The following is a 19529-nucleotide window of genomic DNA, read 5'->3' as shown; positions in this document are numbered from 1 at the left end:
AATATTTAAACTGGCAACGACTTTTTACGATGGAGATCTGCCGTGAGCGAATTAAGAAAGTGGACAACTAAACAGGCTAATGAATTGTTTTCAATGCCTTTCTTTGAACTGCTATTTCAAGCTCAGCAAATTCACCGACAGCATTTTGACCCACAGCAAGTGCAAGTCAGTACTTTGCTATCAATCAAAACAGGTGCTTGTCCTGAAGACTGTAAATACTGTGCACAGAGTGCTCGTTACAAAACAGGTTTAGAAACTGAACGTCTAATGGAAGTTCAGCAAGTATTAGAATCCGCCAAAAAGGCCAAACAGGCAGGCTCAACGCGTTTCTGTATGGGAGCTGCATGGCGCAATCCACGTGAACGAGACATGCCTTACCTTGAAATGATGGTCAAAGAGGTCAAATCCCTTGGTATGGAAACTTGCATGACACTCGGTATGATCGATGATAATCAAGCGCAGCGTCTTGCAGAAGCAGGGCTTGATTATTACAACCATAACCTTGATACCTCACCTGAATACTACGGTAATATTATTACCACACGAACTTATCAAGACCGCTTGGATACATTGGACAATGTGCGTAGCGCAGGTATCAAAGTGTGTTCAGGGGGAATTTTAGGCTTAGGTGAGAAAGTCAGTGATCGTGCTGCATTATTGGTACAGCTCGCTAATTTGCCTAAACCACCTGAAAGTGTGCCGATCAACATGTTGATGAAGGTTGAAGGAACGCCAATGGCGGATAATGAAGATGTCGATGCATTTGATTTTATTCGTACTATTGCCGTTGCACGGATCATGATGCCGACTTCTTATGTACGTTTATCAGCGGGCCGTGAATACATGAATGAGCAAACTCAAGCTCTCTGTTTTATGGCTGGCGCAAACTCAGTATTTTATGGCTGTAAGCTGCTGACAACACCCAATCCAGATGAAAACAAAGATTTGGCATTATTCAAAAAACTCAATATTAACCCTGAACGTATTGAAGTGAGTGATGGTGATAATCAACAAGCCGCGCATTTAGCCGAAAAAATTCTGACAGCCGATAACCAACAGTTTTACAACGCGGCTATCTAATGAGTTGGCAATCTTTTATTCAAGCGCAGCTCGAACAGCGCCGGCAGAATTCTATTTGGCGCAAGCGAACCTGCGTTGAACATAATACAGGGCGTGAATTACAGGTTGATGGTCACCATTATCTGAATTTTTCAGGCAATGACTATTTAGGATTAAGTCACCATCCTAAAGTTGTTGAAGCTTGGCAGCAGGGGGCCGCTGAATATGGCACTGGCAGTGGTGGTTCGGGGCATGTAACAGGCTTCTCTCGTGCTCATTATCAACTCGAAAATGCCTTGTCTGAATGGCTAGGTTATCCAAGAGCACTGCTGTTTATTTCTGGTTTTGCCGCAAATCAAGCCGTGATCACAGCCTTGATGGAACAAGGCGATCGTATTTTAGCCGATAAACTCAGCCATGCTTCGATCCTTGAAGCATCCATGCTATCTAGCGCTAATCTGCGGCGTTTTACCCACAACAGCCCATCATCATTGGAAAAGTTGTTAGCTCATCCAGCAGAAGGAAAAACACTGGTCATTACCGAAGGCGTTTTTAGTATGGATGGTGATTGCGCTCCGCTTACTGAAGTACAGCGGCTTGCTGCACAACACAATGCATGGTTAATGGTTGACGATGCGCATGGTATTGGTGTGCGAGGGCGAGAAGGGCGTGGTAGTTGCGATGTGTATGATATCAAACCTGAATTACTGATTGTCACCTTTGGCAAAGCATTTGGTTTGAGTGGCGCTGCTGTTTTGTGTGATGAAGCGACCGCCGATTACTTTATCCAAGCCGCTCGTCATCTTATTTATAGTACATCAATGCCACCGGCTCAGGCTGTTGCGCTGTCTGCGGCATTACAGCAGATCCGTGCAGCGGATGAAGCGAGAGAGCGGCTTAGCCAATATATTGAATATTTTAGAGAAAATAGTCAGTTCAGTGGTATGCAGTTAGCGGACTCTCAGATGGCAATTCAGCCTGTCATTGTTGGTGATAATGATGTCAGCTTACAACTTGCGGATTATCTGCGGCAAAAAGGGCTATGGGTACAAGCGATCCGTCCACCCACCGTTCCGCCCGGAAGTGCACGACTACGCATCACTTTGAGTGCAGCTCATCATCAACAAGATATCGATCAACTGTTGGAGGCGCTAAATGGTTTTGCCATTAAGTGATGAAAAACAAAAGATCGCTTCGGCGTTTGGTAAAGCAGCAAAACGCTATGATTCAATAGCTTATTATCAGCAAAATAGCGGCCATCAATTACTGGATTTATTAGCGTCTGCACAGGTGAATTTAAGTGCTAAAAAAGTGATTGATGTTGGCTGTGGCACAGGCTTTTTCAGCCAAATAATCAAAGCACAAGGAGCTGAAGTGACGGCATTGGACTTATCGTCCGGTATGTTGGATGTCGCGCGCCATAAAAATGCCGCGAAACAGTATATTTGTGCAGATATGGAAGCGTTGCCTTTTACTGATCAAACTTTCGATATTGTTTTTTCTAATTTAGCTATCCAATGGTGTTCTGACTTATCACTCGCTCTGACTGAATTGCATCGAGTGACTAAAAGTGGTGGCGTGATTGTTTTTACTACACTTGCAGAAGGCTCTTTATCTGAACTATCACAAGCGTGGGCTAGGTTAGATGGCTATTCACATGTGAATCAGTTTTTGAGTTTTGAGCAGATCACCTCGAGTTGCCAACCATGGAAACATCAATTATTGCTTCAGCCTGATAAGCTGTATTTTGCTGATTTGGCTCGATTACTCAATTCATTAAAAGGGATTGGCGCGACCCATCTTACCGCAGGGCGACAAGGTGGATTGATGACAAGGCAGCGATTACAGCAACTTGAGAGTGCTTACCCTGTATCAGTGAATGGCTTAGAGCTCACATATCAAACCGTATTTGGAATAATTTATCGTGACTAAAACTTATTTTGTAACTGGCACAGACACAGAGGTGGGTAAAACGGTGGCCAGCTGTGCATTATTGCAAGCGGCTAAACAATTGGGCTATCAAACCGCAGGGTACAAACCCGTCGCTTCAGGCAGCGAACAGACAGCACAGGGGTTACGTAATAGTGATGCACTTTTTTTACAAGCAAATAGCACATTGTCACTAACCTACCAAGAAGTGAACCCAATTGTATTTGAGGCACCAACCTCCCCGCATATTATTAGTGAAAAAGTTGGACAGCCAATTGAGTTTTCAGTGATGAGCGATGGGTTAAAGCAGTTGCAGTCTAAAGCGCAATGGGTGTTAGTTGAAGGAGCTGGCGGTTGGTATACACCATTATCTGCACAACAAAGTTATGCAGATTGGGTCATGGAGCAACAATTACCCGTGATCATGGTGGTTGGCATCAAATTGGGTTGCATTAATCATGCATTACTCACCGCACTGGCGATCCAACAGTCAGGACTAAAATTGGTGGGTTGGATTGCAAATGAAGTCGAGCCAGCGGGAACTTATCAAGCCGAATATTTAGAGACATTACACCGTTCGATCAACGCACCTTGCCTTGGCATCATACCTTATCAAAATGGCGATAAATTTTTGGATGTGGGGCAGTATGTTGATTTGTCTTTGTTGTAGGACAGAAAAATAAATAATCTAAATATGACAATTAAAAGTAAGCGACCTGCTATCTAGTGGATCTTACTAGCTTAATTGTTATGTTCCTGTTTATTCTGTGTAAACGGCAATTTTGGATCGTTGACCCGCCTTTTTTGTCAACTCGGATCTGCTAAAACAGAGTAAATATTGTTTTTGTCATAAATACAGCGTAAAAATATTTTCATCAAAACATCATTTGCATGTCATATACTCGCTAACAGTCACTTTTGTAAAGGAACGGGAACGCTGTAGGCAAAAGGGATTGCAGAGTTATCCACTATTTCTGTGGATAACCTTGTGAATTAGATCTAAAAAAGTAACTGCATCCAAGGCAACAAGCGGCTTCGCCTTTATTTGCTGTGATTTCAGGCTTATAAATAATAATTATCTAATACAACTAGTTAAATAAAATCAATATACAAATTAGGATTTGAGATAGGACCCTGAATGGCATCAGCATAAAATATATAAATCAATTCAGGTCAAGTAAAATTTTGGGGATAACCTGATTTTGCGAGAAGATAAATGTATTGAGAGAGAATATTTAAACTAGGGGGTTGAAGCTGGTTTTTTATCCAGTATTATAGGAGCTGAGATCGGCTAAGAGGCGTTATTAATGAGTAAAGAATTTAAGTTGTATTCTGATTTCCAACCCGGAGGGGACCAACCCGAAGCGATTCGCAGGCTTTCTGAAGGGTTGGTGGATGGCCTAGCACACCAAACATTGCTTGGTGTAACGGGTTCAGGTAAAACCTTTACTATTGCCAATGTGATTGCCAAAGAAAATCGCCCAACAATGTTGATGGCACATAACAAAACATTGGCTGCACAATTGTATAGCGAAATGAAAGCCTTCTTCCCTGATAACGCGGTTGAGTATTTTGTTTCTTACTACGATTATTATCAGCCTGAGGCGTATGTGCCAAGCTCAGATACTTTTATTGAAAAAGATGCTTCTGTTAACGAACATATTGAACAGATGCGTTTATCAGCGACAAAAGCCTTACTGGAGCGTCGTGATGTGATCGTGGTGGCTTCTGTTTCTGCCATTTATGGTCTTGGCGATCCCGATAGCTATTTAAAAATGATGCTGCACCTGACTGATGGGATGATCATCGATCAGCGATCCATTTTGCGTCGTTTAGCCGATCTACAATATACCCGCAATGACCAAGCATTTACTCGTGGTACTTTCCGTGTCCGTGGTGAGGTAATTGATATCTTCCCAGCAGAATCAGATGAATACGCACTTCGCGTTGAACTATTTGATGAAGAAGTTGAGCGCCTCTCGTTATTTGATCCGCTAACAGGGCAAATTCAACATCGCGTGCCACGTTTTACGGTGTACCCGAAAACACACTATGTGACACCAAGGGAACGGATCCTCGAAGCGATGGAGCAGATCAAAGTCGAGCTTGTTGATAGGCGTAAAGTGCTGCTTGAGAATCATAAACTGCTTGAAGAGCAACGGATAACGCAACGGACTCAGTTCGATTTAGAAATGATGAATGAGCTAGGTTATTGCTCAGGGATTGAAAACTATTCACGTTATCTATCTGGTCGAGCACCAGGTGAGCCACCACCAACATTATTTGATTACCTACCAGCTGACGGTTTATTGGTGGTGGATGAATCACACGTTACCATTCCACAAATTGGTGCTATGTATAAAGGCGACCGCTCGCGTAAAGAAACTTTAGTTGAGTATGGGTTTCGCCTGCCTTCTGCACTTGATAACCGACCAATGCGTTTCGAAGAGTTTGAAGCGTTAGCACCACAAACGATTTATGTGTCGGCAACGCCGGGTAACTATGAAATTGAAAAGTCAGGTTCGGAAGTTATAGAGCAGGTAGTAAGGCCTACAGGGTTGCTGGATCCTATCATTGAAGTTCGCCCTGTGACGACACAAGTTGATGATTTACTCTCAGAGATCCGCATTCGTGCTCAGAAAAATGAGCGAGTGCTGGTCACAACGCTGACAAAACGGATGGCGGAAGATTTAACCGAATATCTCGAAGAGCATGGTGAACGTGTACGTTACCTCCATTCAGATATTGATACGGTGGAACGTGTCGAAATCATTCGTGATTTGCGCTTAGGCGAATTTGATGTGCTGGTGGGGATCAACCTACTCAGAGAAGGCCTCGATATGCCAGAAGTCTCTCTGGTTGCCATTTTGGATGCCGATAAAGAGGGGTTCTTGCGTTCAGAACGTTCACTTATCCAAACAATTGGTCGTGCTGCGCGTAACTTAAATGGCAAAGCGATTTTGTATGGTGATAAAATCACTAATTCTATGGACAAAGCCATTAAAGAAACAGAGCGTCGCCGAGCCAAGCAGATGGCCTTTAACGAAGAACATGGCATTGTTCCACAAGGCTTGAATAAGAAGGTTGGCGATATCTTGCAGATCGGCCATAAAGTGGGCGGTAAATCGAAAGGTCGTGGCAAAGAGAGTGCAAAAACAGATAAACGTGATGATATTCAGTTGCTGTCGACTAAAGAGTTGGAACAACGCATTTCTCAGCTTGAAGCGCAAATGTATAAGCACGCCCAAGACTTGGAATTTGAGGCCGCAGCGAATGTGAGGGATCAATTGCAGGAACTAAGAGAACGTTTTATTGCAAATTCGTGACGAATATATTGGGCAATTGAAGGCTAATAGGGCCACTTCCAGCCATTAGCCTTTTGAGCGATAAGTTAAAACAAGCGCACGGTTTCTTCGATAGCTTGCAAAAGTAACTTACGATCGTGGCGATAAGGAATATCGTCAGCTTCGAGTATGCATTGAGTGATTAAGCGCTCATGGCGAATGGGTTCAATATTGGTTCTTGGACCAACAATGACCGCATTAATTTTTTTGCAGCCAATATGCTGTTCCATCATCGCCAATTTTTCTTTTAAGGTTAGGTTGGCGGCCGATGTACTAAGTTCTTTTCCAAGATTACCGATATAAATCATTGGCGCTTTGCATTCACGTAATGCATTAGTGATGTCATCAAGGAGTAATAATGGCATAAGGCTGGTAAAGAAGCTTCCAGGACCAATTAAAATTAAATCAGATTGGTGGATTGCCTCGATCGCTTCTGCGGTAGCTTTGACTCTAGGGTAGAGGCGTAGTTCTTGGGGTAATTCAACTAAAGCATCGACGTTCACTTCGCCATAAACTTCATTGCCCATATCATCGATTGCCATCAAATCGACAGGGGATTCTGACATAGGGATCAGTTTAGCTTCCACTTTCAGCATATTGCGGATCAGATTAATTGCTTCAAGAGGGCGGACACTTAGGTGATCTAATGATTTCAACATTAGATTACCTAAGTTGTGTCCTGAAAGTTCACCATTGCCACTGAAACGGTACTCAAACATCGCTGACGCAATAGACGGTTCAGTTATCAATTGATTCAAGCAGTTACGCATATCTCCCCATGCGATCCCCCCTTCAGCTCGACGGATACGGCCTGTTGAACCACCATTATCAGTCGTGGTTACAATACCGGTTAATCGAGAACCTAAAGAGGAGAGAGAAGACATTACACGACCAAGCCCATGTCCGCCCCCAAGGGCGACAACATGCCTAAAATCCGTCAAACTACTATTCGGCATAGTGTTCCTATATTCGTTATTTTCCAAAACCACGGCATTATACCGTGTTATTGCATTGCTAGACCTAATCTAATGCTATTAATCACTCTAATAACAAAGCGGCGCTAATGTATCATAAAATACTTCACTAAGCGCATACACTCGTCATACTTCAAGTTGCAGGGTTGTTGGCCGTCTAGCTGCACCTAGAATTATTTAGGGCATATAGCCAAAATTAGTGACAAAAAGTTGAAATTACCACTTAGATAAAACCAATTATCTATCATTTCTTTTTTAGACTATTTAAAGGTGATCAACAATTGATGTGGATACCCGATAAGATTGTTCTTAATTAGTCGTACTGTTTTGTTTGTCACGTTTAGTTAGCTTATTTTCCAATCTGATGATCCATCGCAAAGCGAATATAGATGAGACATGTAGGATCTTGAGTACTTTAAATTTATACTGAATTAACAAAGAGGTAACTTAACGGTAAGTCGTTGTATAATATATTATATATCGAAATTCAAATTCGCTTTTTCCTTTCTTTTACGCTAAAATCCCTACATAAATTAAGTGAACAGAGTGAGCAATTTTGAATTTCTATCAATATGCTAGCTTTGTTGGCTTAGTGATAAACATAACTCCTAGCCTTTGTGTCTAAGTTCGTTATCGCGAATATGATGCTTTGGCCGTGGCCTTTGAGCCACCAGGGTGTAAGATAGAAATGTCTGCATCTCCCGTATTTGGAAAGGTGTCATTATGCAGCAGCTTGTCGATCAATTTGCTCGGAAGTTTTACTATCTCCGTTTATCCATCACAGATGTTTGCAACTTCCGTTGCACATACTGTCTTCCAAATGGCTATAAACCAAGTGGTCGCCACGAATTTTTATCGCTGAGTGAAATTCAGCGTGTTAGCCGTGCTTTTGCTGAATTAGGCACGGAAAAAGTCCGCATTACCGGCGGCGAGCCCACCATGCGCAAAGATTTTACCGATATCATTGCTGCGATAAATGAAAACCAATCCATTAATAAAATCGCAGTTACCACTAATGGCTATCGTATGGCGCGTGATGTGCAGCAATGGAAAGATGCTGGACTGGGGGCGATTAACGTCAGTGTTGATAGCTTAGATCCTCGGCAGTTTGCAGCAATAACCGGTCAAGACAAGTTCTATCAGGTGATGAAAGGGATTGATGCTGCCTTTGACGCAGGATTTGAGAAAATTAAAGTCAATGCTGTATTGATGAAAAACGTCAACGATATTGCACTTAAATCATTTTTAAATTGGATTAAGCATCGCCCGATTCAGTTACGTTTTATCGAATTAATGGAAACAGGGGAGGGGAGCGATCTCTTTAATCGTTACCATGTATCGGGTGAAACCATTCGTGATCGCCTTGTTCAAGAAGGCTGGTACAGTGTTCCTCGCACGCGTAGTGATGGTCCTGCACAAGTGTTTAGTCACCCTGACTATCAAGGCGAAATTGGCTTGATCATGCCTTATGAGAAAGATTTTTGCCAAAGCTGTAATCGCCTGCGTGTTTCTTCCCTTGGAAACCTTCATTTATGTTTATTTGGTGAAAATGGTATTCCGTTACGTGATTTGCTGGGTGATGATAACCAAAACGAAGCACTCAAAGCGCGTATTCAAAGTGGGCTGAAATTTAAACGTGAAACTCACTTCCTGCACATGGGTGACAGCGGTATTACCCCAAATTTATCCGTTATTGGCGGTTAACTGATTTTTGATTTTTCAGGAGAAACTATGTCACAGCTGACTCACATCAATGCGTCGGGTGAAGCGCATATGGTTGATGTTTCTGCGAAAGCGGAAACTGTCCGAGAGGCAAGAGCCGAAGCCTTTGTCACCATGAACAAAGAAACTTTAGCGATGATTATTGAAGGGAGCCATCATAAGGGTGATGTGTTTGCTACCGCCCGTATTGCTGGGATCCAAGCAGCAAAAAAAACATGGGAACTGATCCCTCTGTGCCATCCATTACTGCTCACAAAGGTTGAAGTGACCTTACAAGCGTTACCTGAACAGAACCAAGTACGTATTGGATCCTGCTGCCGCTTAACGGGCAAAACGGGTGTGGAGATGGAAGCCTTGACTGCCGCATCTGTCGCGGCGTTGACTATTTATGATATGTGTAAAGCCGTTCAAAAAGATATGGTGATTGGGCCGATTCGTTTACTCGAAAAAACGGGTGGAAAATCAGGTCATTTTAAGGTGGATGCATGATCACAGTTCTATTTTTTGCACAAGTGCGTGAATTGGTAGGGACTGATCGCTTAGATATCTCAGAACACTACCCAAATGTAGAAAGCTTACGTCAGGCACTGGCTGATAAAGGGGAACGCTGGGCGCTAGCTTTAGAAGATGGCAAGTTATTGGCCGCAGTCAACCAATCTTTCGTTGCGACTGATCATCCATTAGTTGATGGTGATGAAGTGGCTTTTTTCCCGCCTGTTACAGGGGGCTAATGATGGAAAATACCCATATTGCAGTTCAAACTGAAAATTTTAGTGTGGGTGAGCAATACCAGTGGCTAGCACAATGTGACAGTGACGGTGCAGTGGTGACATTTACGGGGAAGGTCAGAAATCATAATTTAGGGGATAGTGTTGCTGCATTAACCCTTGAACATTACCCTGGTATGACCGAAAAAGCATTATCGAATATTGTGATAGAATCACGCCAACGTTGGGAACTACAGCGAGTTAGTGTGATCCATAGAATTGGTACCTTACAGCCCGGCGAGGAAATTGTGTTTGTAGGGGTAACCAGTGCTCACCGTGGCGCAGCATTTCAGGCTGCTGAATTTATTATGGATTATTTAAAAACCAAAGCCCCATTTTGGAAGAAAGAAACACTGCCTGATAATGAACGTTGGGTCGAAGCAAAAGACAGCGATGAGGCTTCTGCAAAGCGTTGGTAATCATCTGAATTCCCCTCGTAGTTTTGAGTTTGTTGAATGTTAATGTCAATAAATTGTGATAAACTTTGTAGGATATTGTCTGGCTACGGCACATCACATTGCTGTGGTCGTTTCTTACTAATGTATGAAGGGTAACCATCATGGATCGATTCGATCAACGTAATGATTCTCTTGTCCAGCGCAGCAGTGCCGGCATTCAGACATTTATGTCACAGGTGTATGGTTGGATGACCGTTGGCCTGTTGCTGACTGCTTTTGTTGCTTGGTACACGCTGGGTCTATTAATGAGCGGTAAAATACAGCTAAGCCAAGGTATTATTATCGGTTTAGTGGTTGTACAATTTGGCCTAGTATTGGGCTTGTCTTTCTTATTACCACGTATGAGTGGCATGGTGGCAACGGGTATGTTTATGCTCTACTCGATGCTGACAGGTGTGACACTCTCGGTGATCCTTGCCGTATATACACAAGAGTCTGTTGTGGGCACCTTTATCATCACCGCAGTGATGTTTGGTGCGTTGAGCTTCTACGGTTATACCACTAAACGTAGCTTGAGTGGCATGGGTAACTTCCTGTTCATGGCGCTGATTGGTTTGATCGTGGCATCATTAGTTAACATCTGGATGCAAAGTTCAGCTATGTACTGGGTTATCACTTATGCAGGCGTGTTAATTTTTGCTGGTCTAACTGCATATGACACTCAAAAATTAAAAGAAATGGGTGCACAAATCGACGTGCAAGATAAAGAAAATATGCGTAAATTCGCTATCTTAGGTGCATTAAACCTGTATCTGGACTTTATCAACCTGTTCCTGATGTTGCTGCGTATTTTTGGCGACCGTCGCTAATAATTCGCCAATATTGACAAACAAATACAGACCCTTGCTATTTTTTAGCAAGGGTTTTTTATGCCGTTTTTTTGCGGAATAGATAATAAGCAAATGAACTGGTTATAATAGAGATAACCAGTAGTGGCCATAGGCTATGCCACACCACATCGAAATGAGCATCTTTCAAATAAATTTGTTTGGTAATTTCAGTAAAGTGGCGAATAGGGTTTATCCATGTAATGTCCTGTAGCCAAACGGGCATATTTTCAACCGGTGAAATATAACCGGACAGTAAAACGGCTGGCATCATAAAGACAAATACGCCAATAAAAGCTTGCTGCTGAGTGGAGCACAACGCTGAAATTAATAAACCAAAACCAACCAATGATAAGCCATAGAAAATCATAGTGGCATAGAACAGCAGCAAGGATCCTGCAAAAGGTATTTGATAACAGAAGATACCAATCACCAGTACCAAGGTAGCCTGAGCGGTTGCAATTATCAGTGCAGGAACCGCTTTACCAATAAAAATTTGCCAAGTGGTTAATGGTGATACAAGCAATTGGTCTAGAGTGCCTTGTTCAGCTTCACGGGCAATCGAAAGTGAAGTCACAATCAGCACACCGATGGTAGTGATCAACGCAACCAATGATGGCACGATAAACCATTTATAATCGAGGTTTGGGTTGTACCAATTACGCACAACCAACTCACTGTTATTTGCCAAAGGCTTACCTGCGGTAAGCTCACTTTGGTATTGCAAGACTATTTGTTCAATGTAATTAGCAGCAATTTGTGCACTGTTAGAATTACGTCCATCTAGTAACAACATCATATTTGCAGTATGTTGGCTATCAATATCAGCACTAAAATTTTGCCCAAATCTTACAATCAGTAAGCTTTTACGGTTATCTAGTGTTTCGCGGATTTCATGTTCATTTTTGAGTAACAACACGGTAGAGAAGGCTTTTGCTTTGGCGAGCCGTTGAGTTAATTCAATGGAATGTTGCCCGCCATCCTGATCAAAAATGGCGATAGTTGTATTTGTTACTTCGAGTGTTGCAGCCAGAGGGAATAAGATCATTTGGAAAATGACAGGCATGATCAAAATGATCCGAGTCTGCTTCTCTTGCAATAAGGACTGTAACTCTTTCATGATCAAGGTATATAAGCGATAAAACATATCCAGTCCTTATCAATCAAGCCGACGACGTGTTTTCCATGCAGTTAAGCCAATAAATAGTATGGCTGATGCGATGAGTAACAGCAGATCAGTCAGCAGTACGACATAAATATCACCGGCTAGAAATAGCGTTTGCAGACTGCTAACAAAATAGCGCGCAGGAATAAAATACGTCACTATCTGAATGAAAATGGGCATGCTGGATATTTCAAAAATAAACCCCGAAAGCATGATCGCAGGTAAAAACGCGGCATTCAATGCCACCATGGCTGCATTAAATTGGTTACGTGTAATGGTTGAAATCAATAACCCCATTCCAAGCGCAGTTGCTAAGTAAAGGCTAGTGATTAAAAAGAGCACTAACAGTGAGCCTCGATAAGGTACACCGAGAACACCAGTGGTGACCACCATACACAGGAGCATCACAAAAGTACCAAGTACTTGATACGGTAATAATTTAGATAGTAACAATTCAGTTCGAGTGATTTGTGTAGAGAGTAGTGCCTCCATGGTGCCGCGTTCCCATTCACGTGCAACCACCAGTGATGTTAAAATGGCACCAACCACCGTCATGATGATACTTATTGCACCTGGAATAATAAAATGCTGACTAATTGCTGCTTCATTGAACCAATAGCGCATATTCAGCTCAATGAGAGGAGCGGTTGGGTAACCTTTATTTTCCCCTTGTTGTATCAGCCATGTATGCCAAACACCTTTAGTATAAGCTTGGACAAAATTAGCAGTATTAGGCTCGCTACCATCGGTGATTACCTGTATCGAAGCATGGCCATCGGGGCGCAAAAGTTGCTCTGAAAAATTAACAGGGATGACGACAATTCCTCGAAGTTCGCCGGCCTGCATTTTATCAATCAGCGCTTGACGGTTATCACTGACCGTTGCATCAATAAATGGAGAGCCTGTAAAAGTATCGACTAGCTCTCTGGCTTCATGGCTCTGCTGATCCATGAGCACACCAACACGTAATTGGCTTGAATCTAAATTAATCCCGTAGCCAAAAATAAATAACAACATTAACGGGATCACGACAGCAATTAAGGCGCTACTTGGATCACGGATTATCTGTTTGCTTTCTTTAATACACAAGGCTTTCAGCCTGCGCCAAGAAAAATGGGATGCGGTAGAGGCGCTCATTGTTCCTCCTGCTGCATATCGTAATTGAGGATTAGATTGATAAAAGCATCTTCCATTGATGGATTGGGATTATTTTCAGTAGCGACTTGTTGCTTTAGATCATCAGGCGTGCCTGCCGCGATGATTTTACCGTGATACACTAGCCCGATCCGATCGCAATATTCAGCTTCATCCATAAAATGGGTGGTCACCATAACGGTCACACCTCTATCCACCATGCCATTTATATGTAGCCAAAATTCACGACGGGTCAGGGGGTCAACCCCTGATGTGGGTTCATCGAGAAACAAAATATCGGGTTCATGCATTAATGAACAGGCTAGGGCAAGGCGTTGCTTGAATCCCAGTGGCAATGATTCGGTTTCTTGATGAATGATTGGCGTAAAATTAAACGCTTCAACCATTTCAGCGATTTTTTGGTTTTGGTGCTTACCATGAAGACCATAGACGCCTGAGAAGAACTTAAGATTTTGTCCAACTTTCAAATTGCTATAAAGCGAAAATTTTTGTGCCATATAACCGAGGTGTTGCCGTGCTTTATCAGAACTGGTTTTTAAATCCATACCGAGTACTAAGGCTTGGCCTTCAGTCGGTTTCATCAAACCACACATCATTTTAAAGGTGGTTGATTTGCCCGCGCCGTTTGGACCAAGTAAACCAAAAATTTCACCGCGTTTTACTTGGAAATTAACGGTATCTGTTGCTGCGAAGTCACCAAATTTTTTCGTCAAATTACGTGCTTCAATGACAGTTTCGCTTGGATTGGCAGGGATTTGTGGCATGATGGCGGCTAGCTCTGAGCGATGTGATGGTCCCCCACCGAGTAGGTCAATGAAGGCATCTTCAAAGCGAGGCTCTGCTTTAATCAGCTTACCATCAGGCATATTTAAACCATGCAATAGCGAGTCTTGTGATGCATTAGGTTTTAAAATAAGTCGTACATAGCGGCCTTGGATCACTCCATCCGTTGTTTCCGGTAATACCAAGGCATTTTGTAGTGTAGTACGCTTATTTGTGGCGGGAACCTCTAATAAAAATGAGCGTCCTACCATTTTTTGGGTCAAGTTTTGTGGTTGACCTGAATAAAGCAATTTTCCTTGATTAAGTAATAGTACCTCTTTACATTGCTGCGCTTCATCCAGATAAGATGTGCTCCAAAGGATCAACATACCTTCATCAGCCAAAGTGTGTACCATCTGCCACAGTTCGCGGCGGGCAATAGGGTCAACACCAACCCCTGGTTCATCTAAAAGCAATACTTTGGGTTTACCTAGTAGAGTACAGGCCAGCCCCAATTTTTGTTTCATACCACCTGATAGTTTACCTGCCAGTCTCTGAGTAAAATTGGTGAGATCGGTAAATGTGAGCAGTTGTTGGTAGGTTTTTTTTCTTTCTTCACCTAAAACGCCACGTAGATCAGCATACAGGTCGAGATTCTCTTGAACCGTCAAATCTTCATATAAACCAAATTTTTGTGGCATGTAACCTAAGTTAGCATGCACCTGAACACTGTCCTTGATCGGATCTAGCCCCATTAGGCTGATTGTGCCTGAATCAGGTTTTAATAAACCCGCTAACATACGCATTAAGGTGGTTTTCCCTGCACCATCAGGCCCAACCAAACCTGTAACAGAGCCACCGTAGATTTCTGTGGTTAGTCTTTCAACGGCAGGGGAGTTTAAGCCTTGAAATATTTTTTCAACGCCTTGAAGTCGAATGCAATAATCAGGCTCATTCATAATGAACCCTATTGCTCTGTATTAGCAAAGCGGACGGTTACTGGCATACCTTGACGTAATGCATCATCAGGATCATTAACAATAATGCGTAATCGATAAACTAAATCGGTGCGTAATTCCGGGGTCTGTACGCTTTTAGGGGTAAACTCCGCTGTTGGTGAAACAAAACCGATGGTTCCGTGATAAGGTATGTCCGGGCGGCTATCGGTATACAGTAAAACTTCTTTACCGGGTACTGCTGAGCCTAAATTAGGTTCATTCACATAGGCACGTACCCAAACTGGATGAGTCAATGTGACACTAAAAACAGTGCTCCCTGTGGCGACAATTGTACCGGGTTCGATTGCTCGAGTGAGGATCGTGCCATCACTAGGAGCGATTAATTGTGTATCTGTTAAATCTAATTCTGCTTGTGCAACAGTTGCTTCTGCCTGTAACCATTCGCCTCGAGCAGCTTCTATTTCTTCTTGACGAAAACCACTTTGGTATTGATTGAGTTTGTCCTGTGCGGCTTTCAAGGCAGCCAGAGCTTGGTTGCGATTAGTTTTGGTATTATCTAATTCATTAGCTGAAATCACATGAGAAGCTGCTAGTCCTTGTTGGCGCTGATAAAAACTCTCTGCGTATTGCCATGCGGCTTGTTTTTGCGCAACTTCTGACTCGACTTGAGCAATTTCTTGAGTGCGATAGCCTTTTTCTTTCATGGCCAATTGGGCTTTAGCACTGTCCCTAACCCCTTTGGCCTTATTTAATGCATTAATGTAGGGGGCTTCATCAAGTTGCCCTAATGATTGCCCACGAGTTACTCGAGCACCTTCATCAACGGCTAAAGAAGTGAGTTTCCCACCAACTCGAAAACCAAGGTTTACAGTTCGTACATCAACATTACCATATAACGTTAATGTTTTATCTTGCTGTGATTGATACCAATAATAACCACTTGCAACTAAACTGATGACTATGACAATAAGAATGACAAAAACAGAACGACGTTTATTGTTCATAATTCGCCTTATTTGAGTTGGTGATACGTGCTTTAAGTCGCAGTGTTGATGGTGACATCCATTAGCTATCAAACTGCGACCATAACCTATAACTATTTTATAGATTAATCATATCACTTTTCCGCTTCTTTGCGATGGCGCAATCCCTCTAATAAAATATTGGTGTGCTCGATAAGTACTTGATTAATGATTTTGTATTCATCCTCATTAATGTGTTTCCAACCCGTTTGCCGTAGAAGAGTTTCTCTAGCAATACGAAAAGAGAGGGTTTCCCCAAGAATTGCATGGGTTTGTATCAGTGTTGTTAGGTTATTGGGATCAGAGCCTATATAAATTGCAATAAGTCTATTAAGTTTTGTATAAATAGGACCCAGCGCTTGTTCATGGATAATGGTATAAGCTTCGGTCGGATTGAGCTGTTCTCTTGCGAGGATCCGTGTGAAACTTAGATTCTTTTTTTCCAATTGGAAATAGTTATAGCCTACCAGTGTTTTTTGTAGCAGCGTGATTGCCTTATCAGGCTCAGGGACGGTTTGCTCTAGATAAGTATCAATCTCCGCTAACGTCTGGCAAAAATTCTCTTTTACTGTGTCTGCAATCAATTGGGCAACAGCTAAATATAGCCCTTCTTTTGAACCAAAATAATAGGAAATGGCGGCAATGTTTTGGCCTGATACTTGAGCAATTTTTCTTGTGGTTGCTCCATCTAAGCCTAATTCACCATAGACATCAGCAGCTGCGTATAACAACTGCACTCTGGCGTGTTCTCCTCGATGTGTTGATGGTGTGTTTATGATCATGCAAGTTCCTTAACAGTCAAAATTAAATGTCACCTTAACTAGCTCTACACGGCTTTTGGCGTAAATCAGTGACAGAAAACGACAGCTTCTAGCGTCTAATAGTTATATATACTATATCGAGGTGATTTTATATTAATTTATTTTCCAAACTAAATTAATATACTTATTAGGCCTAAATAATGTTAGAATTTTCAGCAATAGCACGGCAGTTTGCACTTTTTTCTTCTCTGATATGATCCTTCCCCTCGAACTGCCTCTGATGACTCAGAGGGGTGAAGCCTGGAGTAATTTAATTTGACTAGTTTTTCTGACCTCGCGTTAAACGAGGAAATCCTGCTTGCAATAAATGAGCTAGGCTACGAAGCCCCTACGCCAATTCAACAGCAGGCTATCCCTGCGGTGCTTGCAGGCAATGATCTCTTAGCGAGTGCGCAAACAGGAACGGGTAAAACAGCAGGTTTTACTTTACCTATTTTACAAAAATTAATTTCTACTCCACGAGTAGGGAAAGACAGAAAACCCATTCGTGCACTAATTTTAACGCCAACTCGAGAACTTGCTGCGCAGGTTGCTGAGAACGTTAAAGAATATAGCCGTCACTTAAGAGTGCGCTCATTTGTGGTATTTGGTGGCGTGAGCATTAATCCGCAAATGATGAAACTACGCGGTGGCGTTGATATTTTGATCGCGACTCCGGGTCGTTTACTCGATTTAGAACATCAAAATGCAGTGGATTTATCACAAGTTGAAGTGTTTGTGCTTGATGAAGCTGATCGGATGTTGGATATGGGCTTCATTCATGATATCCGTCGTGTAATCAATAAATTACCGAAGAAACGCCAAAATTTACTGTTTTCTGCAACGTTTTCAGATGAAATTAAGCAGTTAGCCAACAAATTATTGAATAACCCAGTAACAATTGAAGTTGCTCCACGTAATTCAGCCTCTGAGCAAGTGACTCAATACGTACATCATGTCGATAAAAAACGTAAGGCTGAATTGTTATCGCATATGATTGGGCGTGAAAACTGGCAGCAAGTCCTCGTTTTTACTAGAACCAAACATGGTGCAAACCGTCTTGCAGAGCACTTAAATAAAGATGGTGTTAAAGCGGCAGCCATTCATGGCAATAAAAGCCAAGGCGCACGAACTCGTGCATTAGCTGATTTCAAATCAGGTGATATTCGTGTTTTAGTGGCAACTGATATTGCGGCACGTGGGCTGGATATTGAACAATTACCATATGTCGTTAATTTTGAACTGCCTAATGTTGCAGAGGATTATGTTCACCGTATCGGCCGTACAGGGCGAGCAGAAGCAACAGGTAAAGCGATTTCTTTAGTTTGTGTCGATGAGCTAAAACTTTTAAAAGACATTGAGAAATTATTGAAGAAATCAATTCCTATCATGGCAATTGATGGCTATGAACCTGATCCATCTATTAAAGCTGAGCCTATTCAAAAAGGGCCTCAACGCAATAATGAACGCCGTGGTGGTAGTGAAAAACGAACTACACGTTTTAATAATAAGGCACCAGCAAAGCCACGCCGTGAAGGAGCTAATGCATCAAAAGGTAAACCAGCTTCTGCTTCTCCATGGAAAAGTGCACAAAAGAAAGTGCGTCAGAGCCACGGTGAAGGTTAATGCGAGTATTGCTTGCCCCCATGGAAGGTGTTCTGGATCCATTAGTCCGCTCTTTGCTTAGTGAGGTCAATGATTATGACCTCTGTATTACTGAGTTTGTGCGGGTTGTTGATACCTTGTTGCCAGCTAAAACATTTTATCGGCTTTGCCCTGAGCTGCATCATGGTAGCAAAACCCCATCGGGGACGTTAGTGCGGGTACAGCTGTTAGGGCAGCACCCTGAATGGTTGGCTGAAAATGCTAACCGTGCGGTCCAATTAGGTTCTTGGGGGGTTGATCTCAATTGTGGATGCCCTTCCAAAACAGTGAATGGCCATGGGGGCGGTGCGACATTATTAAAACAGCCTGATCTGATTTATCGAGCAGCAAAAGCGATGCGAGAGGCTGTTCCAAAAGAATTACCGGTTTCGGTAAAAATTAGATTGGGGTGGGATGATAGCCAATTTTGCCATGAGATCGCTGATGCAGCCGAACAAGCTGGAGCTAGTGAGTTGACTGTACATGGCCGAACCAAAGAAGATGGCTATCGAGCAGAAAAGATCAACTGGCAAGCGATTGGTGACATTCGGCGGCGTCTTTCAATTCCAGTCATTGCAAATGGTGAAATTTGGGATTACGAAAGTGCACAACGTTGTTTAGAGATCACCGGTTGTGATGCAATCATGATTGGGCGAGGTGCGCTCAATACACCAAATCTTAGCCATGTAGTGAAAAAAAATCAGCCTAAAATGTCTTGGGAGCAAGTTGGTCAATTGCTTTTAAAATACACAGAGCTGGAAAAACTTGGAGATACAGGACATTACCACGCAGCGCGCATTAAACAGTGGTTAGGTTATTTACGTAAAGAATATACACAGGCTGACGAACTATTTTCACATATTCGAGCTTTAAAGAGTGCAGGTGATATTGCTGAGATAATAGAAAAAGAAGTCAATAATCAAGTGGTTTGATTATTTTTTG

General features: G+C 42.5%; 18 protein-coding genes and 1 riboswitch. Of the genes, 12 read left to right on the top strand and 6 right to left on the bottom strand.

The genetic code is table 11. The features are described from left to right. Positions 1-42: 42 nt before the first annotated feature. From bioB to uvrB, 5 genes are all read left to right on the top strand, one after another. On the top strand, positions 43-1080 hold the full coding sequence (bioB, locus tag AC3Z9T_RS06810; protein ID WP_490125452.1) for a biotin synthase BioB: 1038 nt from the start codon (positions 43-45) through the stop codon (positions 1078-1080). Continuing rightward, complete coding sequence (gene bioF / locus AC3Z9T_RS06805; RefSeq protein ID WP_490125451.1) at positions 1080-2234, top strand: 8-amino-7-oxononanoate synthase; 1155 nt, start codon at positions 1080-1082, stop codon at positions 2232-2234. The genes bioB and bioF overlap by 1 nt, the downstream gene beginning before the upstream one ends. Beyond that, the gene (gene bioC, locus AC3Z9T_RS06800; RefSeq protein WP_490125450.1) at positions 2215-2991 is read left to right on the top strand and encodes a malonyl-ACP O-methyltransferase BioC; all 777 of its coding nucleotides are present in this window, start codon (positions 2215-2217) and stop codon (positions 2989-2991) included. The genes bioF and bioC overlap by 20 nt, the downstream gene beginning before the upstream one ends. Continuing rightward, on the top strand, positions 2984-3658 hold the full coding sequence (bioD, locus tag AC3Z9T_RS06795; protein WP_490125449.1) for a dethiobiotin synthase: 675 nt from the start codon (positions 2984-2986) through the stop codon (positions 3656-3658). The genes bioC and bioD overlap by 8 nt, the downstream gene beginning before the upstream one ends. A gap of 637 nt (positions 3659-4295) precedes the next feature. Next, entirely contained in the window at positions 4296-6314 is a 2019-nt protein-coding gene (uvrB, locus tag AC3Z9T_RS06790) for an excinuclease ABC subunit UvrB (protein WP_490125448.1), read from the top strand. A gap of 65 nt (positions 6315-6379) precedes the next feature. On the opposite strand, the gene yvcK is transcribed toward uvrB, so the two are convergent. Next, positions 6380-7288, bottom strand: coding sequence for a uridine diphosphate-N-acetylglucosamine-binding protein YvcK (gene yvcK, locus AC3Z9T_RS06785; protein WP_490125447.1), 909 nt, complete (start codon positions 7286-7288; stop codon positions 6380-6382). Between the two features lie 611 nt (positions 7289-7899). Then, positions 7900-8040, top strand: a riboswitch (molybdenum cofactor riboswitch). Between yvcK and moaA the strand changes: the two genes are divergently transcribed. The 5 genes from moaA (at position 8030) to AC3Z9T_RS06760 (ending at position 11062) form a co-directional block, all read left to right on the top strand. Then, positions 8030-9010, top strand: coding sequence for a GTP 3',8-cyclase MoaA (gene moaA / locus AC3Z9T_RS06780; RefSeq protein WP_490125446.1), 981 nt, complete (start codon positions 8030-8032; stop codon positions 9008-9010). Its footprint overlaps the riboswitch before it by 11 nt. A 27-nt stretch (positions 9011-9037) precedes the next feature. Further along, entirely contained in the window at positions 9038-9517 is a 480-nt protein-coding gene (gene moaC / locus AC3Z9T_RS06775) for a cyclic pyranopterin monophosphate synthase MoaC (RefSeq protein WP_490125445.1), read from the top strand. Next, the gene (moaD, locus tag AC3Z9T_RS06770) at positions 9514-9759 is read left to right on the top strand and encodes a molybdopterin synthase sulfur carrier subunit (RefSeq protein WP_490125444.1); all 246 of its coding nucleotides are present in this window, start codon (positions 9514-9516) and stop codon (positions 9757-9759) included. The genes moaC and moaD overlap by 4 nt, the downstream gene beginning before the upstream one ends. 2 nt (positions 9760-9761) lie before the next feature. Further along, complete coding sequence (moaE, locus tag AC3Z9T_RS06765) at positions 9762-10214, top strand: molybdopterin synthase catalytic subunit MoaE (protein WP_490125557.1); 453 nt, start codon at positions 9762-9764, stop codon at positions 10212-10214. 140 nt (positions 10215-10354) lie between these two features. After that, complete coding sequence (locus AC3Z9T_RS06760) at positions 10355-11062, top strand: Bax inhibitor-1/YccA family protein (protein ID WP_490125443.1); 708 nt, start codon at positions 10355-10357, stop codon at positions 11060-11062. 58 nt (positions 11063-11120) lie between these two features. Here AC3Z9T_RS06760 and AC3Z9T_RS06755 read toward each other — a convergent pair whose 3' ends face one another. The 5 genes from AC3Z9T_RS06755 to AC3Z9T_RS06735 all read right to left on the bottom strand — a co-directional run bounded on the left by AC3Z9T_RS06755 (position 11121) and on the right by AC3Z9T_RS06735 (position 16925). Further along, positions 11121-12227 (bottom strand): ABC transporter permease, encoded by a 1107-nt coding sequence (locus tag AC3Z9T_RS06755; RefSeq protein WP_490125442.1) that lies wholly within the window; start codon positions 12225-12227, stop codon positions 11121-11123. Positions 12228-12239: 12 nt separating this feature from the next. Then, positions 12240-13382 carry an ABC transporter permease gene (locus AC3Z9T_RS06750; RefSeq protein WP_490125441.1) on the bottom strand — a complete coding sequence of 381 codons (1143 nt, stop codon included), beginning with the start codon at positions 13380-13382 and terminating at the stop codon, positions 12240-12242. After that, entirely contained in the window at positions 13379-15121 is a 1743-nt protein-coding gene (locus AC3Z9T_RS06745; RefSeq protein ID WP_490125440.1) for an ATP-binding cassette domain-containing protein, read from the bottom strand. The genes AC3Z9T_RS06750 and AC3Z9T_RS06745 overlap by 4 nt, the downstream gene beginning before the upstream one ends. Positions 15122-15129: 8 nt before the next feature. Beyond that, positions 15130-16125 (bottom strand): secretion protein HlyD, encoded by a 996-nt coding sequence (hlyD, locus tag AC3Z9T_RS06740; protein ID WP_490125439.1) that lies wholly within the window; start codon positions 16123-16125, stop codon positions 15130-15132. 113 nt (positions 16126-16238) lie between these two features. Then, positions 16239-16925: a CerR family C-terminal domain-containing protein gene (locus tag AC3Z9T_RS06735; protein ID WP_490125438.1), complete on the bottom strand. Its 687-nt coding sequence runs from the start codon at positions 16923-16925 to the stop codon at positions 16239-16241. A 294-nt stretch (positions 16926-17219) separates the two neighbouring features. Here AC3Z9T_RS06735 and rhlE point away from each other — a divergent pair, with 294 nt between their 5' ends. Beyond that, a complete protein-coding gene (gene rhlE / locus AC3Z9T_RS06730; protein ID WP_490125437.1) occupies positions 17220-18569 on the top strand; it encodes an ATP-dependent RNA helicase RhlE in 1350 nt (449 codons plus the stop codon). Beyond that, complete coding sequence (gene dusC / locus AC3Z9T_RS06725) at positions 18569-19519, top strand: tRNA dihydrouridine(16) synthase DusC (protein ID WP_490125436.1); 951 nt, start codon at positions 18569-18571, stop codon at positions 19517-19519. The genes rhlE and dusC overlap by 1 nt, the downstream gene beginning before the upstream one ends. Positions 19520-19529 lie beyond the last annotated feature (10 nt).

This window comes from Providencia sp. 6390 (genome assembly GCF_058148425.1).
Note: the sequence above shows the minus strand (reverse complement) of the source record. Positions and strands in the feature narration are given on the sequence as shown.

Coding starts and splice junctions, on each gene's coding strand:
- moaC (WP_490125445.1), top strand. CDS start 9,038: ATGTCACAGCTGACTCACATCAATGCGTCGGGTGAAGCGCATATGGTT.
- yvcK (WP_490125447.1), bottom strand. CDS start 7,288: ATGCCGAATAGTAGTTTGACGGATTTTAGGCATGTTGTCGCCCTTGGG.
- moaA (WP_490125446.1), top strand. CDS start 8,030: ATGCAGCAGCTTGTCGATCAATTTGCTCGGAAGTTTTACTATCTCCGT.
- moaE (WP_490125557.1), top strand. CDS start 9,762: ATGGAAAATACCCATATTGCAGTTCAAACTGAAAATTTTAGTGTGGGT.
- AC3Z9T_RS06750 (WP_490125441.1), bottom strand. CDS start 13,382: ATGAGCGCCTCTACCGCATCCCATTTTTCTTGGCGCAGGCTGAAAGCC.
- moaD (WP_490125444.1), top strand. CDS start 9,514: ATGATCACAGTTCTATTTTTTGCACAAGTGCGTGAATTGGTAGGGACT.
- bioC (WP_490125450.1), top strand. CDS start 2,215: ATGGTTTTGCCATTAAGTGATGAAAAACAAAAGATCGCTTCGGCGTTT.
- AC3Z9T_RS06760 (WP_490125443.1), top strand. CDS start 10,355: ATGGATCGATTCGATCAACGTAATGATTCTCTTGTCCAGCGCAGCAGT.
- bioF (WP_490125451.1), top strand. CDS start 1,080: ATGAGTTGGCAATCTTTTATTCAAGCGCAGCTCGAACAGCGCCGGCAG.
- dusC (WP_490125436.1), top strand. CDS start 18,569: ATGCGAGTATTGCTTGCCCCCATGGAAGGTGTTCTGGATCCATTAGTC.
- uvrB (WP_490125448.1), top strand. CDS start 4,296: ATGAGTAAAGAATTTAAGTTGTATTCTGATTTCCAACCCGGAGGGGAC.
- hlyD (WP_490125439.1), bottom strand. CDS start 16,125: ATGAACAATAAACGTCGTTCTGTTTTTGTCATTCTTATTGTCATAGTC.
- AC3Z9T_RS06735 (WP_490125438.1), bottom strand. CDS start 16,925: ATGATCATAAACACACCATCAACACATCGAGGAGAACACGCCAGAGTG.
- AC3Z9T_RS06755 (WP_490125442.1), bottom strand. CDS start 12,227: ATGTTTTATCGCTTATATACCTTGATCATGAAAGAGTTACAGTCCTTA.
- AC3Z9T_RS06745 (WP_490125440.1), bottom strand. CDS start 15,121: ATGAATGAGCCTGATTATTGCATTCGACTTCAAGGCGTTGAAAAAATA.